This is a genomic window from Hymenobacter persicinus (genome assembly GCF_004167665.1).
In the GTDB taxonomy this organism is placed as follows: Bacteria; Bacteroidota; Bacteroidia; order Cytophagales; family Hymenobacteraceae; genus Hymenobacter; species Hymenobacter persicinus.
Genome location: NZ_SEWE01000001.1, coordinates 54,736 through 69,769, shown reverse-complemented (window position 1 = coordinate 69,769; position 15,034 = coordinate 54,736). Strand labels below are relative to the sequence as shown.

Annotated in this window: 19 protein-coding genes; 4 read left to right on the top strand and 15 right to left on the bottom strand. The window is 63.5% G+C overall.

Translation table 11 applies throughout. The annotated features are described in order from the left end of the window. The first annotated feature begins 6 nt into the window (after positions 1–6). On the top strand, positions 7–342 hold the full coding sequence (locus EWM57_RS00325; RefSeq protein ID WP_129919142.1) for a helix-turn-helix transcriptional regulator: 336 nt from the start codon (positions 7–9) through the stop codon (positions 340–342). Beyond that, a complete protein-coding gene (locus EWM57_RS00320) occupies positions 336–1,631 on the top strand; it encodes a type II toxin-antitoxin system HipA family toxin (RefSeq protein ID WP_129919141.1) in 1,296 nt (431 codons plus the stop codon). Before EWM57_RS00325 ends, EWM57_RS00320 begins: the two co-directional genes overlap by 7 nt. 1 nt (position 1,632) lies before the next feature. On the opposite strand, the gene EWM57_RS00315 is transcribed toward EWM57_RS00320, so the two are convergent. Both EWM57_RS00315 and EWM57_RS00310 read right to left on the bottom strand, forming a co-directional pair. Continuing rightward, positions 1,633–1,866, bottom strand: a complete 234-nt coding sequence (locus EWM57_RS00315) for a hypothetical protein (protein ID WP_242509933.1) — start codon at positions 1,864–1,866, stop codon at positions 1,633–1,635. A gap of 181 nt (positions 1,867–2,047) precedes the next feature. Continuing rightward, entirely contained in the window at positions 2,048–2,311 is a 264-nt protein-coding gene (locus EWM57_RS00310) for a hypothetical protein (protein WP_129919139.1), read from the bottom strand. A gap of 391 nt (positions 2,312–2,702) precedes the next feature. Here EWM57_RS00310 and EWM57_RS00305 point away from each other — a divergent pair, with 391 nt between their 5' ends. After that, positions 2,703–3,614 (top strand): lipid A deacylase LpxR family protein, encoded by a 912-nt coding sequence (locus EWM57_RS00305; protein WP_165370353.1) that lies wholly within the window; start codon positions 2,703–2,705, stop codon positions 3,612–3,614. On the opposite strand, the gene EWM57_RS00300 is transcribed toward EWM57_RS00305, so the two are convergent. Then, positions 3,509–4,462, bottom strand: a complete 954-nt coding sequence (locus tag EWM57_RS00300) for a murein L,D-transpeptidase catalytic domain family protein (protein ID WP_129919137.1) — start codon at positions 4,460–4,462, stop codon at positions 3,509–3,511. The genes EWM57_RS00305 and EWM57_RS00300 overlap by 106 nt on opposite strands. A gap of 143 nt (positions 4,463–4,605) precedes the next feature. Between EWM57_RS00300 and EWM57_RS00295 the strand changes: the two genes are divergently transcribed. Then, a complete protein-coding gene (locus tag EWM57_RS00295) occupies positions 4,606–5,052 on the top strand; it encodes a hypothetical protein (RefSeq protein WP_129919136.1) in 447 nt (148 codons plus the stop codon). A gap of 104 nt (positions 5,053–5,156) precedes the next feature. Here the strand turns inward: EWM57_RS00295 and EWM57_RS00290 are convergent, their stop codons facing one another. From EWM57_RS00290 to EWM57_RS00235, 12 genes are all read right to left on the bottom strand, one after another. After that, on the bottom strand, positions 5,157–5,387 hold the full coding sequence (locus EWM57_RS00290) for a hypothetical protein (RefSeq protein ID WP_129919135.1): 231 nt from the start codon (positions 5,385–5,387) through the stop codon (positions 5,157–5,159). A gap of 519 nt (positions 5,388–5,906) precedes the next feature. Further along, positions 5,907–6,401, bottom strand: a complete 495-nt coding sequence (locus EWM57_RS00285) for a DUF305 domain-containing protein (protein WP_165370352.1) — start codon at positions 6,399–6,401, stop codon at positions 5,907–5,909. Between the two features lie 285 nt (positions 6,402–6,686). Beyond that, positions 6,687–6,953: a hypothetical protein gene (locus tag EWM57_RS00280; RefSeq protein ID WP_129919133.1), complete on the bottom strand. Its 267-nt coding sequence runs from the start codon at positions 6,951–6,953 to the stop codon at positions 6,687–6,689. A gap of 176 nt (positions 6,954–7,129) precedes the next feature. After that, a complete protein-coding gene (locus EWM57_RS00275; protein ID WP_129919132.1) occupies positions 7,130–8,065 on the bottom strand; it encodes a bestrophin family protein in 936 nt (311 codons plus the stop codon). Between the two features lie 63 nt (positions 8,066–8,128). Further along, positions 8,129–8,827: a DUF1345 domain-containing protein gene (locus tag EWM57_RS00270; RefSeq protein ID WP_129919131.1), complete on the bottom strand. Its 699-nt coding sequence runs from the start codon at positions 8,825–8,827 to the stop codon at positions 8,129–8,131. 47 nt (positions 8,828–8,874) lie between these two features. Then, complete coding sequence (locus EWM57_RS00265) at positions 8,875–10,074, bottom strand: family 1 glycosylhydrolase (RefSeq protein ID WP_129919130.1); 1,200 nt, start codon at positions 10,072–10,074, stop codon at positions 8,875–8,877. Positions 10,075–10,126: 52 nt separating this feature from the next. After that, positions 10,127–10,855 (bottom strand): SDR family NAD(P)-dependent oxidoreductase, encoded by a 729-nt coding sequence (locus EWM57_RS00260; RefSeq protein WP_129919129.1) that lies wholly within the window; start codon positions 10,853–10,855, stop codon positions 10,127–10,129. Between the two features lie 4 nt (positions 10,856–10,859). After that, positions 10,860–11,528: a DUF305 domain-containing protein gene (locus EWM57_RS00255; RefSeq protein WP_129919128.1), complete on the bottom strand. Its 669-nt coding sequence runs from the start codon at positions 11,526–11,528 to the stop codon at positions 10,860–10,862. 78 nt (positions 11,529–11,606) lie between these two features. After that, positions 11,607–11,876, bottom strand: a complete 270-nt coding sequence (locus tag EWM57_RS00250; protein WP_129919127.1) for a hypothetical protein — start codon at positions 11,874–11,876, stop codon at positions 11,607–11,609. A gap of 130 nt (positions 11,877–12,006) precedes the next feature. Next, entirely contained in the window at positions 12,007–12,723 is a 717-nt protein-coding gene (locus EWM57_RS00245; RefSeq protein WP_242509932.1) for a ZIP family metal transporter, read from the bottom strand. Between the two features lie 9 nt (positions 12,724–12,732). Continuing rightward, positions 12,733–14,145, bottom strand: coding sequence for a dihydrolipoyl dehydrogenase (gene lpdA / locus EWM57_RS00240; RefSeq protein WP_129919126.1), 1,413 nt, complete (start codon positions 14,143–14,145; stop codon positions 12,733–12,735). Positions 14,146–14,181: 36 nt separating this feature from the next. Further along, positions 14,182–14,577, bottom strand: coding sequence for a cation diffusion facilitator family transporter (locus EWM57_RS00235; RefSeq protein WP_129919125.1), 396 nt, complete (start codon positions 14,575–14,577; stop codon positions 14,182–14,184). Positions 14,578–15,034 lie beyond the last annotated feature (457 nt).

Sequence of the window (15,034 nt, the reverse complement as noted above, 5' to 3'; positions counted from 1 at the left end):
TACAACATGAATTGGTACTCCCTTTCCGACTTGGCCATCCTGCGCGAACTGGGCAGCAGCCTGCGCCAGATTCGGCTTAACCGCAACCAGTCCCAGCAAGCAGTAGCGGAGGCAGCCGGCATCGACCGGGCCACCTTGAGCCAGATTGAGCATGGCCGGCCCACCTCGCTGCTCACCTTCGTGCAGCTGCTGCGCACGCTGGAGCAGCTCGATTTGCTGGATACCCTGGTAACCAAAGCCGAAATCAGTCCCCTGGCCCTGGCCCGCCTCGCCAAAAAGCAGCGCCGCAACGCGTCGCCGGCTTCATCCACTCCGCCCCCACCCCCGCCTGCTGAATGGTAGACCTCGCTTTTGTTCGCTTGTGGGGGCAGGAAGTCGGCGTCGTACGGTGGGATGCGGCCCGGTCGCTGGCCACCTTTGCCTACGACCCGGGCTTTGTCAAATCCGGCCTGAACGTGGCCCCGCTGCAGATGCCGCTACCCACCCGCGCAGGCCAGGTGTACGCGTTTCCCCGCCTGAACCCCGACACCTACCACGGCCTGCCCGGGCTGCTGGCCGATGCGCTGCCGGACCGGTTTGGAAACCAACTCATCGACGCCTGGCTGGCCACGCAGGGCCGCGCCCCCGCGGACTTCTCGCCGGTGGAACGCTTGTGCTACATTGCCAACCGCGGCATGGGGGCGCTGGAGTTCGAGCCCCAGGTGGGCAACGTGGCCGGGGTGGGTGCCGAATCACTGGAAGTAGCCGCCCTGGTGGAGCTGGCGCAGCAGGTAGTGGGCCAGCGCGAGGCCTTCCACGTCAACCTGCGCGACGAGGCGGCCGAGGGGCTGGCGGCCCTGCTGGCCGTGGGTACCTCGGCGGGCGGGGCCCGGCCCAAGGCCATTATTGCCTTCAACGAGGAAAGCGGCGAAGTGCGCTCGGGCCAGGTGAAGGCCCCGCCCGGCTTCGGCTACTGGCTGCTCAAACTCGACGGGGTACGCGACCTGGCCCTGACCGACCCCCAGGACTTTGGCCGGCTGGAGTACGCCTACTACCTCATGGCCACGGCCAGCGGCCTGCAGATGAGCGAGTGCCGCCTCTACACAGAAGGGCCGCGGGCCCACTTCATGACGCGGCGCTTTGACCGGACGCCTGAGGGAGAGAAAATCCACGCGCAGACCCTGTGCGCGCTGGCGCACTACGACTACAACCAGCCCGCCGCCTATTCCTACGAGCAGGCATTTCAAGTGATGCGCGACCTGCGGCTGCCTTACACGGCGGCCGAGCAGTTCTTCCGGCGGATGGTGTTCAACGTGGTGGCCCGCAACCAAGACGACCACACCAAGAACATCTCGTTTTTGATGAATCAAGCGGGCCAGTGGCAGCTGGCGCCGGCCTACGACGTGGCCTACGCCTACCAGCCCGGCAACCGCTGGACCAATCAGCACCAGATGTCCCTGAACGGCAAGCGCGACGGCTTTACCCGCGCCGACCTGCGGGCGGTGGCCCGGGAAATGAACATCCGCGGGGCGGACGAACTCATCGACGAGGTGCTGACGCACGTGGCGCGGTGGCCGGAGTTTGCCGCTACGGCCGGCATGAGCGAGGACCGCACCGCCGCCATTGGCCTCGTGCACCGGCAACTCACGTAACTCAGGGGGCCAGCTTTAACGTCACCGCCCGGAAGTCGGCTGGGTCGACCGTGGCCAGCGGTAAGGCAACCGCCATCCCCGCTCCGTAAATAAGGTCACTAGCCCAGGCAGTTAGGTCGGCCGCGTAAATCCAGCGCTGGCCGGTCTCATCCTGGTACGACGTTTTGCCGACCAGATACGCCTCCAGGTTGGCAAGCAACGCCGCCGGTACATTCGCCAGGGCCTGGTCGGGCAAGGAAGGCTGAAGCAGGGCCGTTAGGTAGTCCCGCAGCCACGATGGTCAGGCGGTTACGCTGGTGATGAATCCGCAGCTGCGCAGCTATTTGCGGAACGTGGCCCGGCTGGACGAACTGATGCTGCCTGCCTAGAGAATGCGCATAGGGCAGCACGGGCCTTCTGCTACCGCAGGAACCTTCTCAGGCCACGGTGGTGCTCACCACGTGGCTTCGGGCTTCGGGCTCGCCCTGCTGGGTTTCGTGCTGCACGTAGTATTCCAGCAGAGTGCCCGGCACAAAAGCGTCGGTATCGAGGTAAGGCGAGCGGGCGTTGACGGCCACCCGCTGCCAGGAGGAGGCTTCGCCGACGCGCCGGAACACGTGGGCAACTTCCAGCAGGTCTTTGGAAAACGCGAGGTGGCGGCCCGCGGGCTCCAGAGTCAGGTCTATTTTAGCGGTATGCATATTGCGAAACGAAGGAGTAGGTGGCCCAGCAGGAGGAATACGAGAAGTCCAGCCAAGCGCCTGGGCCACGAGGCCGGTTTCGGTTGTTTTGTACGCCATCCGGCCAGTAACGAAAGCTTGGTCTGGCAGTACAGGGCCGGGCAGCAGCGGAAAAAAATATGGTTGTAGATATGGGAAAAAGACCTTGTGCCTTAGCTGCGCTCTAAGCAACGGCTTGCCCGTCCCACCAAGCAGCGTATAGACCGAACTCGGCTTGGAACCGGCAACCCAACACCAGGGGCTGTGGCGTAAGTATAGTTACCGTTCCATAATCTCAGCCATGATGCGTTGTCTTCTCGGGTTAATAATGCTTCTGGGGTTGAATTCATTAGCTGCCTCAGCCCAGTCGCCTATGGACAGTACCCGCGTGAGTTCGGACCGGTTGCTCGGGTATTCTTTTGCCAACGATGCCTTCCTGCGGACCGATTACTATTACACGCAGGGCATGACGCTGCTGCTGGTAAGCCCGGGCCTGCGGCACTCTCCAGTGAATCGGATTTTGGGGCCGGTACTTGTGGGCAGCACCTTGCACCACGGGATACGGCTGCACTACGATGGATTTACCCCCTTGCGCATCCAAGACCCATTTATTCGCCTGGGAGACCGGCCTTATGCCTCCTATATCTACGCCGACTTGTTTCGGGTGGCCAGTCAGTCCGCCCGGCGCCGACGCATGACCACCGCCTTGAACGTGGGCATTCTGGGGCCGGTGGCCGGGGCCAAGGGATTTCAAACCAAGTTTCACGAGTTGCTGGGTGCCCCCACGCCCCGCGGCTGGGATTACCAGGTGCAAACCGACGTCGTGCTGGGTTATGAAGGCCGAATAGAACAGCAACTGCTCGCCCTCGGGCACGTGGCTGAACTCAACGGCGTGGCCAGTGCCTCGCTGGGAACGCTGCAAACCTACGCCGGCGCCGGTGCCACGCTGCGGCTGGGCCAGCGGACGGCCACCGTTGGCTCGCTGGGGGTGAACAGTAAAGCTGGTCGCGCGGGGCAGCCCAGGCTGCAGGCTTACGGCGAGGTGCAGGCCGAGGGCCGCCTGGTGGGCTACAATGCCACGCTGCAAGGCGGCTTGCTAAACCGCCGCAATCCCTACGTGCTGCCCGCCTCCGCCATCCGCCGAACTGTGGTCACCAGTACTGGGACTGTGGGGCTAGGCTACGCCGGCCTGCGGCTGGAAGCTTCACTGACGTGGATTTCGCCCGAGTTTACCGGGTCGCGCACCCACCGCTGGAACACACTCGGAATACTGGTGGCCTTCTGATTCCAAACTTGGGCAACCCCGGGCAGCACCGCACTGGCCTGCTGCTCGTTAAGATAGACAGAGGAGTAGCCCGCACCGGACTTGTGCATGAACAGGCCCGCCCCGCCCTTGAGCGTATCGATAATCGGCTCATACAAGTCCAGAGGAAGGGCCGGGCAGCCCTGGCTGCGGCCGAGGCGGCCATTTTGCTTGATAAAGGCCTCGCTAACGTAGTCGGCGCCGTGCACCACGATGGCACGGGCCGCGGCCTGGTCGTTAAAGCCCGGGTCCACGCCGTTCAGGCGCAGGGAACGGCCGTGCTTACCGACGTACTCCTGGCCGGTTACGTAGAAGCCCAGGCTGCTGGCATTGCTCCCGTTAAGGTTGGAAAACCGGGTAGCTTCGAGCTGGCCGGAGTTGTTGCCGTGCGCCACCAGCGAGCGGTACAGCACCTGATTGGCGACTAGGTCCAGCACCCAGAGGCGCTTCTCAGTGGAGGGCAAGTCAAAGTCAATGACGGCTAGGCGCTGCTGCCGGGTGGGTACCTTGCCCTGCTGACGCAGGTTCAGAAAGCCGGTCAACGCCTGCTCAAACACGGCGAAGCGCAGGCCCTGCTGCTCAGCCCCCAGGCTGGCGTAGCGCGCCCGCAACTGCGCGTCAAACCCGGCCACATGCCCGGAAGTCAGAATCGGGGTAGGTGCCGGCCGTGGCCGTGGTAGCGGATGCTCCGGGCGCGCTACGGACGTCAGGACGGGGCCAGCCAGCGGCATAGCCAGAAACAACGCCAGCAGGAAGGGCAGAGCCCAGCGGGCAGCGGGCCGGGGTCCGTCGCGCCGCCGCAGGCGATGAACAACGCTAAGCTTTTCCATAGCAGTCGGGTTAACCGGGAAGTATATCCCAGTGCCCTAATTCAAAAAGCGCACCACTGTGCGGCCGTGCCCGGCCCAGCTGCGGGTTTCCGGAAACGAGCAAGTACGTAGCTTGCGCACGCTGCCTCCCCACACCCTTACCCATGAGCAAATCCCCCATCGAGAAATCACCCGTTCAGCTTTTTGACTTGCTGGTAGAACTGCTGTTGGCCAAGGACATGCCGGAGGTGGTGGTGGCCAGTCGCCTTAAGCCTTTTGTGTACGCTACCCGCAAAGAGCCTGACCGGCTGGGGCGCAAGTTTCTCATTCTGAAGGGAGCCGGCTTTCAGTTGACCGCCACCTTCGAAAAGCCGTCCTTTAACCTCTACCAGGTTACGGCCCGGCTGACGCCGTCGGCCTATGCTCAGATAAAAGCGCACGCCCAAGCGCTGGCGTCGGTTACCCAGACCGAGATGGTATGGAGCAACAGCTGGTTCGGATTGTGGCCCGCCTTGAAGGTGAGCCGGGGTGATGCGCCCCGGCAAGCCGTGACGGCCCGCTTTATGGGGTTGCTGCCGGGCCAGAAGTTTATTGTTCTAACGCGCCGCTAGCCCCTACCCGGCTATTCAGCGTAGTACGAGTACAACAGTCAAGCTGGCTGCACCAGCCTGGTAGTAGGGCGGGACCTTGACCAACATTCCACGTGGGTCAGGTTTTATACATTACTGGTCAGCGTGTTGTTGATGGTATAGATAAGGGCAAACAGCAAAGCCTGATTGACGGTGCTGTGCTGACCTTTCGTCCCAACTAAACCAAGGCCCGGGGCCACTGGCACGTGGCGTAGCTCGTCGTCAATGGTAGGGCGAACTGGCACCACGTGCTCGCCCAACTCTTCGCGCACTTCTTTGTCCGAGTTGACCACCGCTACGCGGCGCGAAGTCAACACCCCGGCAGTGAACAGTCCCGCGCGAACCAGCACCCGCTGACCGGCTGGCTGCGCGGCCCAGTGAGCGGCGCGGTAGCGAGGGGCGGCGGGTCAGGACGAGTAACGTATCGGCCGGCAGGGCTTAGAGCGGCGCAGCACACGCACGTTGCGTTGCGGCCGCAAGGGGTGTTGCGAGCATCGGCATGCCCACTAAGCGCATCAGAGACAGTGAAGTAAAGGTGAGCGTACGGTCACAGCAATGGGTAATGAAAGATGCGTTGCCGAACCGATTCCGGACCATCTTACTGGCCGTACAGCTGGCTTAATAAAACCAAAACACCCACCACCAGGTAGATGCCCAGGCGTTGGAGTTTCAGAGCAGGCTTATGGTGTTCACACATGCGGCCTCAACACGAGACTACCTATTTGCGTTGCATGCTCCGCTGTGGAAAGTCGCTCGCTGGCCTATCTTAAATTTCTCTGCGTAATACCGCGCCGCGTATTGCTACGACCCGTTCTATTTTACTGTTGAGCTCCCATCTATTTCCAGGCATTTAGCGCCCGCAACTCGCGCTGCTGCGCCTCCGACCATTGCTTGGCCAGAGCTTTTTGCCTGGCTTCCCGGCCGTAGCGCAACTCGGTCCGGGCCAGGAGCAACCCACTTTGGTAATACAAGGCCGTCAGGGCTGCAAACTCCTGGTCTGGATTGCCCGCTTTCACCGGGGTAGCCAGTATGCGCCGGACCCGTTGCAAAGCCTGCTGCAAGGCCCGCACCTGGGCCGGAGAAGTCGCGCGGAAGTCGGCCCCCGGGCTGTGCTGATTTAAGTGCAGGGCTTCGAGCTGTTTTAAATTACGCTGGCTGCGGTGACGCAACGTATCAGCTGCCAGGCGCAGTGCCGCCTCTTTGCCGCGCCGCAGTTGCGCCTGCGCCAGGTCCAAGCCACTGTGGTGGTACACTTCTAGCAGATGGATGAAGACGTGGTCGGGGTTTTCAACCGAGTTGTTGTTGAGTACCTCGTCGCGCAGTGCCGCCACGATGCCACGCACCGTGGCTGGCTCTCCGGGTGGGTCGGCGTGGGTTACCGGCTCGCGGGCGTCCCCATGCGCCGGGGGCGGCAGAGGCGTGGGTTTTGTAGCCTGCGGGGCCGGTTTTGGGTCGCAGCCGCTCAACGCCAGCGCGGAAAGTAAGCAAACGAATGGAAGCGAAGCGGGGCAGAGACGCGCCATAAACAAAAAATCCTAGTGGTTGAGACGTCGATAGCAATGGCTAAAAACTAAAACCGCCCGCCTCTTTTCTGAGGCGGGCGGTTTCACGCTCGGCTATTGCTGGCCGCCCTGTTCATGGGCATGCAGCGGCTCGTTGTGGCCGTGCTCATGCGAGTGGTGCAAAGCGGCCTCTTCGGCATGCTTCTGCGCATGGGAGGCAAATCCGTAGGCGGTGTAGCCGTGGTGGGCGGCCTTCTCGTGGTCGCCTTTTTTGAGGTGCTCAGCCGCCGCCCGGTGATTTTGCAGGGCGTGCTCAAAGTAGTGCGCGGCTTTTTCGTGGGCCTCAATGATTTTCTGGTGCTCTTCGGGATGGTCAGCCATGAGGGTCAGGATTCAGTGGAGGAAAATGTAAATGCGCTTACGCAGTAGCGGAAGTAGCGTTGAGGAAGGCGGAGCCATGTACCCAAGGGGACGTCATGGCCCGGGGTTTAAAACGGTTTGATGTCATGCTTTAGGCCAACACCTTTACTTTATCCCCGCTGCCGGCTCCCCCAGCCTTAGTATAGCACACCGTTGTGGGGCTGCATGGGTGCGGGCAGGTTCGTTTCGCCCAGCATCTGGCGCAGGTCGATTTCGATGGTACGGCACAGCGCTGTCATGGGCACGTCGTTCATCTTGTTTTCAATCGGGTTTTCGCTGATATGGCCCACCAGCTCGATGGTAACGAACACCCAGGACACCAGCATGGAAAAGGGTACCGTTAGCCAGTAGTGGCCGTGGCCGAGCTTCTCGAACTCGCCCTGGACGCCCAGCGGCAGCAGGGCCACGAAAAGCCAGACGAAGACAATGCTGGAAAAGGCATACTGACGCGGAAAGGGCGTGTTCTTAATCCGCTCGCAGCCGCCCTGCAGGTTGGTCATCTCCCGCAGGTCTTCCACCAGTGTGCGGTGCTGCAGCGGGTCGAAAAGCCCTTCCGCGTCGCGCAGGGCCTGGGTTTGCAGCAGCAGCAGCTGGGCCGGTGGGTTGGCCGTCGCGCGCAGGTAGGCGGATTCGGCCGGGTCCAGGAAAGGGGCGACGTCCTCGTTCCAGCGCTGGGGCTGGCGGCGCAGGTGCAGACGCATGGCATTTACCCAGGCAATCTGTCGCTTCACCAGCCGGTGCTGGGCGCTAACCTGTTCAGGCGTCAAGGTGCTGCGCGCCGGCTGGGTGTTGGCCAGCACCAGCATGGCCCAGCTGCGGCTGCGGTTGACAATGCCGCCCCACAGCTGCCGGGCCTCGTTGAAACGGTTGTAGGAGCTGCTGTTTTTAAAGCCCACGTAGAACGACACGGCCACGCCCAGGATGCTTACCAGCTGCCAGGGCACGTCCAGCCAGGTCATCTTCAGGGGCCCGTGCAGAACGGCCAGGCTTAAATCATAGACAAAAAAAATCAGCAGGTCTTTCCAGGAGTAGTCCCAGATAACGCGCCAGTGGATGTGTTTTTGAACGTACATGCAAGATGAAAATGAGCGGATAAAGTAGCGGACGGTTAACCAAAGCGCCGGCGATAGGGCTGACTACAGGATGCCAGCCAGCAGGTTGATGGTCAACGCCACGATGCTGGTATTGAAGGCAAAGGCCAGCAGCCCGTGCAGCATCACCAGGCGCCGCATGCGGGTAGAGGAGACGTCCACATCGGCCGTCTGAGCGGTGGAACCCACGACAAAGGCGAAATAGGCGAAGTCCCAGTAGGAGGACGGGGGGGCGCCCGGAAAGTCCAGTCCGCCCAGGTTATCGGGCGGGTCGGTGGAGGTATCCTCGCTGAAGTACACGTGAGCATAGCGCAGGGCAAATACCGAATGCACCAGCAGCCAGGCCCCCACTACGGCTCCGGCCGAAAGCAGCACGTGGTAGGCGACCTCCCGCCGGCTCAGGTTGGGCAGGTTGCTCAGCAGCATCACCACGGCCAGCAGCGAGGCCGCGCTGCCGACCAGCACCGCCACGAAGGTCCACGTCCGCCCGGGGTCCTGGCGGTTGGCCATGCGGCGAATGTGGGCGGCATCGGCCCGGCGGGTACCGGCCCAGAGCAGGGCCAGGATGCACAGACAGAACAGGTTCCAGGTGGCCACCAGCCGGGTGGCCGGCAGCAGGGTGCCGGGCAGCAGCGCCCACCCCGTGCCCGCGCCCCCCGCGGCCAGCAGCAGGCGCTGGGGCGCCGTGAGGTTGAGTAAGTGGTGCTGCAGGTGACGGTGGGCAAAAAACCGGGCAAAAGGCATGACAAAAGAATCCGCCGGCCAACGTGCCGGTCAATGAAAGAAGTGAGTTAGTAGTTGATGTGCACGCCGTAGCTCTCGTCCACCAGCACGTCTTTCCACTGGGCAATCAGGCGCTGGTAGGCCCGGCCCACGGGCCGCTGCTTGCGGTCGAGGTCGTAGAGGCCTAGCGGGTTGACGCGCCCATTGTTTTCGCGCAGGGCCGTGTCCCAGTCCACCTGGTCGAGCAGCGAATACCACGTGAAACCCACCAGCGGAATGCCGTCCTGCTTGAGGCGGTAGGCATTGGCCCACTGCCGCCACAGCCAGTTCACGGCGTCGGGCTCCCACAGGTTGGTTTCGGTGTGCATCAGCGGCATGCGGTAGCGGTCGTAGTACTGCTTGGCGATGACGTAGTAGCCGAACACGTCGCCGGCGGGGTAGGTACTGCCGTCTTCGCGCACCATGCGCTCGTTGGTGCGGTAGTAGTCCGTGCCCATGATGCACTTGGCCTTGATGTGCTGGTCGTCAAACCAGTGGTACTCGGCGTCCGTCATGCCGTTTTTGAGCAGGAATTCGTACATGACCACGCTCACGGGGTAGCCGTAGGTTAAATCCAGGCTCAGGAAGCGCTTCTGATTGAGAAAGTTAGCCAGGGGGCGGGCAGCCGGCGTTTCGGGGTGGAAGTACTCGGCCGACTCGCTCTGGATGAAGGTGGCTCCCGGCTGCACGGCCAGGATGGCCTGCATGGCCAGCACACCCGCCCGGCACACGTGCTTGAGGGCCGTCACGAAAGCCTGGTCGCTGGCCAGGCACTCGTTCCACCAGCCGTACTGGGCCGAAAACATGGTGGTGACAAAGATTTCGTTGATGGGGGTGTAGAACTGCAGGTCCGGGAACCGGGCGGCAAACGCCCCGGCGTAGGCAGCGAAGTGCTCCGGGAACTCCGGGTTCTGGAAGTTGCCCAGCCAGTCGGGCAGGCCGAAGTGCAGCAAGTCCACCAGGGGCGTGATGCCCAGCTCGCGCAGGGCGCCGAAGGTCTCGTCGGTAAAGGCCCAGTCGTAGAGGCCCGGCCCGGTGTGCACCCGGTAGTAGGGCGGGCCGTAGCGCAGAAACTCAATGCCCATTTCCTTGACCAGGGCGAAGTCTTCGCGCCAGCGCTCGTAATGGCCGGTTTTCTCCAGCTCGTCCACCCGCTGCATCGTCCCGTCGGGCAGCCGGATGGTGGGGTAGCTGTTTTCGATGCCTGTGGCAAACATGAAGGCGCTCATGGGCTTGGGGGTCAGATTAAACGGAAATGGAAAAGTGCGTGCGGGGAGGCGGTTACAGGATGCTGAGCCGGCCACCGTCCACGACCAGGGTAGTACCGTTGATGTAATGGGCATCGGCCGAGGCCAGGTAGCAGATGGCGCCGGCAATGTCTGCGGGGTGGCCAACCTCGCCCTCAATCTTCTCCTTGCCGCTTTTCACGTTCGGGTTGTTCCACAGCATGGGCGTGTCCACGGCTCCGGGGGCCACGCAGTTGGTGCGCACGTGAGCGGCCGGATATTCCTGGCTCATGCCCCGGGTGAAGGCCTCCAGGGCGCCTTTGCTGGCCGCGTAGGGAATCACGTTGGCCGTGGTTTCCTGCGCGTGCACCGAACTGATGTTGACAATGGCCCCGCCCTGCATGTGGGGCAGGCACAGTTTGCTGAGCAGGAAAACGGCCCGCAAATTCACGGCCATAACCAGGTCCCACTCCGCTACCGCCAGTTCGGTGAGGGGCTTGAAGGTCATCATGGCCGCGTTGTTGACCAGCACATCCACCCGGCCGTAGGCGGCTACTACGGTACCCATGGCCGCTTCTATCTCGGCCACCAGGCCCAAATCAACCCGGATGGCCCGGGCCTGACCGCCGCCTTTTTCAATCAGGGCCACGGTCTGCTGGGCCGTGGTTTCGTCGCGGTCCAGGACCACGACGGTGCCGCCTTCAGTTGCCAGCTGCAGGCAGGCCGCCCGGCCGATGCCGGAGCCGCCGCCGGTGACGAGGCATATTTTGTCGGTAAAGCGCATGGGGTCAGTGCTTGGTGGGAGAAGCGTGAGCGGAAGTCCAGGCCTGCACCTGCCGCAGGTGCCGGAGCTGGTCGTGGTGAAAGCGGTGGGCCAGGGCAATCAGGGGCGGGTCGCTGCCGTGGGCGATGCCCTCCTGCACCAGCAGCAGGCCGGTGCGCAGGTGGGCGGAGAGGGCCGCGGCAAAGTCGGCGTCCGGGTTGCCCGTCGGCGGGCGGGAGTACCGGGCCGCCGAATCGCAGGCCGCCTGTACGTCGCGGGAAAATTCCTGGTAGAAGCGGGTGTTTTCTTCGGAGGCCTTGTCGTGGGTGCGGCTCGCGAGCCGGCCCAGCGCCAGACTTTCCTGCTGCCACTCCCGGCGCAGCGAATCGGCCAGCGCCCGCAAGTCCGCATCCCGTCCCGTGGCCTGTTCCACGGCAACCAGCTGCTGGGCCCCGCGGTGATGCTCCAGCAGCAGCGAGGCCACGTCGTGGTCGATGTTGCCTGAGCGGGCCACCGTGCGCAGGCGCTGCTGCGCCCGGGCGGCCACGGCTGGTGCGGAGCTGAGTTCGGGTTGGGCCGGGGCCGGATGGCGCTGGTGCGTGTCGGCCGTGTGCACCGGCGTTTCCGGCGTCGACTCCCGGCACGCGCCCAGCAGCAGCAACGTGAGCACACCCACAACGAAACGAGGTATCATGCAGCGAGCGAAGTAGCTTATCACCGCCTGGGCCCGAGCCAAGGAGTGACGGAAATGTGAAAAATGCGGGCCCCAGGGCTACAGGGTCGTGCGCACGATGTTGCTGTGCCCCTCAAAGGCATCCTGCTGATTGAAGTGCTGCACGTGGTACTCCAGCGTGGTGCCGGCCGGAAACGCTTCCGTGTCGATAAAAGGCGAACGGGCGTTGGTGGCCACTTGCTGCCAGGCGTCCCCGGCTGTCCCTACCCGGCGGTACACGTGCACCTTTTCCAGCACTTCTTTAGAAAAGGCAATATGCCGGCCCGCCGGCAACAGGGTGAGTTCGATAAGAAGCTTGTGCGAATCCATAGTAGGCAAGTAAAAAGGGCCGGCTACACGAGCATGCCCAGAAGTAGAAACAGGAGAAAACCCAGGAAGAAGGCCGAGGTCAGCCAGGGCGACTCCGGTTCCTCGTGGGCCTCGGTCAGCAGCTCTTCCGTCACCAAAACAGCAGCGCGGCCAGGCCAAAGGAGAGCACCAGTTCCATCACGTTGTCGGAGGCCCCCTTGAGCACGGTGATGCCCACGCCGGCCCCCACGACCAGCAGGGCCGAAAGTGCGGCCACGATGCCCACGGTGCGGGCTTTGCCCTGTCCATCCTGGCGCAGCTCCACGGCCGTGGCCAAGCCCAGCGACAATACTTCAATGGTGAGGGCAATGGCCAGCAGCATACCTTCTTCTGCCCCGGCGGCAAAGCCGATGCCCAGCAGCAGCCCGTCGATGAGAATGTCAATGCCGACCCCGGTGAGCAGGCCCATCGGCAGCGTGCCGGAACTGGCTACCTCGTCCGGCGCGGTTTGGGAAGCCCACAGCACCCCGGGCGGCAGGGCCGGCGTGGGCAGGGCTTTTTCCTTTTCGGCTGCCTTGCGGGTAAAGGAACGCAGGGCCAGCATCACCCCGACCCCAATGGCGAAGCCCAAGCCGACTTCCAGCGGCCGGTGCCGGGCCACGATGTCGGGTAGCAGCTCGACGGCCACCACGGAAAACACCACGCCGGCGGCAAAGTGCAGAATGGCACTGCGGATGGCCGCCCCGGGTGGGCGCAGAACGGCCACCACGGCGCCCACCACCATCACGGCGGCGGGCACCAGCGCGTAGAGCAGCACCTGGGTCCAGGAGGGGGTGACGGGCGGGGCAACGGAAAGCAGCAGTGTCATGGTGAGTCATTACATGTTCAGGGCCCCGATACCGGCCGCGTTGAGACAGGCTTCCTTGAAGGCTTCGGCGTAGGTGGGGTGGGCGTGCGACATCAGGCCCACGTCCTCGGCCGCGCCGCGGAAGTGCATGATGCCCACAGCTTCGGCGATGATGTCGGCCGTGCGCGCGCCAATCATGTGCACGCCCAGAATCTCGTCGGTCTGCGCGTCGGTGAGCACCTTCACCAACCCTTCGGTGTCGGCCCCGGCCAGCGCCCGGCCGGAGGCCGAGTAGGGGAAAGTCCCCACTTTGTAGGCTTTGCCCTGCTCTTTGAGCTGCTCTTCGGTGTAGCCCACGCTGGCCACTTCGGGCCAGGTGTAGACCACACCCGGAATGAGCAGGTAGTTCACCTCCGGGGCCTTGCCGGCAATGAGCTCGGCTACATACACGCCCTCGTCGGAGGCCTTGTGGGCCAGCATGGCCCCGCGCACCACGTCGCCAATGGCCCAGATGCCGGGCACGGACGTCTGCAGGTCCTCGTTGACTTTCACCCGGCCCTTCTCGTCCAGCTCCACGCCGGCCGCGGCCAGGTTTAGCCCCTCGGTGTAGGGCCGGCGGCCCACCGACACCAGGCAGTAGTCGCCTTCCAGCTTGAGCTCGGCGCTCGGGCCGCCCTGGGCCGTGAGCGTGACCGTGTCGCCGGTCCGCTCCACGGCCGTCACCCTATGCGAGAGGTAAAATTCCAGGCCCTGCTTTTTCAGGGAGCGCAGCAGCTCCTTGCCCATGGTGCGGTCCATGGTCGGGATGATGGCGTCGGTGTATTCGACCACTGAGACCTTGCTGCCCAGGCGGGCGTATACCGAGCCCAGTTCCAGACCGATAACCCCGCCCCCCACAATAATCAAATGCTTGGGCAGCTCGCGCAGGGCCAGGGCCTCGGTGCTGGTAATGATGCGCTCCTTGTCCAGGGTGATGAAGGGCAGGGTGCTGGGCTTGGAGCCGGTGGCGATGATGATGTTTTTTGCCGTAAGCTGCTGCGCTTCCCCAGCGCCCCCTCCCACGGGCGCGACCTGCACGGTGGTGGCATCCACGAACGAGGCCACCCCGTGGAGAATGTCCACCTTGTTTTTCTTCATCAGAAACACCACCCCGTCGCACACCTTCTTCACCACCTGGTCCTTGCGCGCCATCATGCGGGGCAGGTCGGCGCGCAGGTTGTCCGCGTCGATGCCGTGCTCGGCGAACTGGTGGGTGGCTTTCTGGTAGAGTTCGGTGGATTCGAGCACGGCCTTGCTGGGGATGCAGCCCACGTTCAGGCAGGTGCCGCCCAGGGTGGGATACTTTTCGATGATGGCCGTTTTCAGGCCCAACTGCCCGCAGCGCACGGCGGCGATGTAGCCGCCGGGGCCGGAGCCGATAATAATTACGTCGTAGGAGGTCATGGTTGTGGAGAAAAGGGGGAGAGTGGTTGTGCAGGCTTACGAAGGGACTATGCGCACGAGCAGCGTTGATGAAGGCGGTTGGACGGGTGCCAGAACAGTCTGCACCTGTTGGGCTATGGCGTGCTCTTGCGCAACCGTCAGGGGGCTGGATACGCGTACCCATACATGCAGAACGGAACCGGTTTCGGACGGCTCAAGATGGGCCTCGGCGAGGGTGATGCCCGGAATCGTCTGAGTACAGCACTGCAGCCAGGCTTTCCATTCTTGCCGGCGTACCGTTGGCCCGGCAACCGAGGCTGGCTGCAATAGGCGGTAGGCATTGCCCACGAGCAGCGCGCAAATGCCCAGGGCCGCCCAGTCATCGGCCCATTCGTAGCCAGGGCCGCCCAGAATGGACAGGCTGATGCCGACGAGCGCGAGGTTGGACGGCAACGCATTGCTGGGGTGATACCACGCCCGGAACTCACCCAAGTTAGGGGGGCCAAACAGCTGCCGGTACGCGCCTTTTCCAGCACGATGGCTACCCCGGCCACGCACGCTGATACAATGGTCGGCGGCGGGTGCGGAACGTTCATCACCCGAATGCAGTACCAGGCGGCACCGAATGCTGCGGTAACCAATGCCCCGGCGCCGACGGTTGTCCACACGCGTTGCCGGGCGGCCAGCCCCTGTGGAGAGTCAGCGACTGACCACCGGCCGGTGCGGCTCATCAGAAGAAGCCCTAGCTGGGCCGCGGATGCCAGGGCATCGGCCAGCAGTGCGTGCGAGGCTGCTTGCACCCCAACGGCCCACTTGCTAAAAACCAGCAACGCCAGAGCCGCAGCCGTTACCCACGCTGGCAGTGGAGTACGCTGGTTCGGCTGCAACTCAACGAAAGTGAAGGACATAG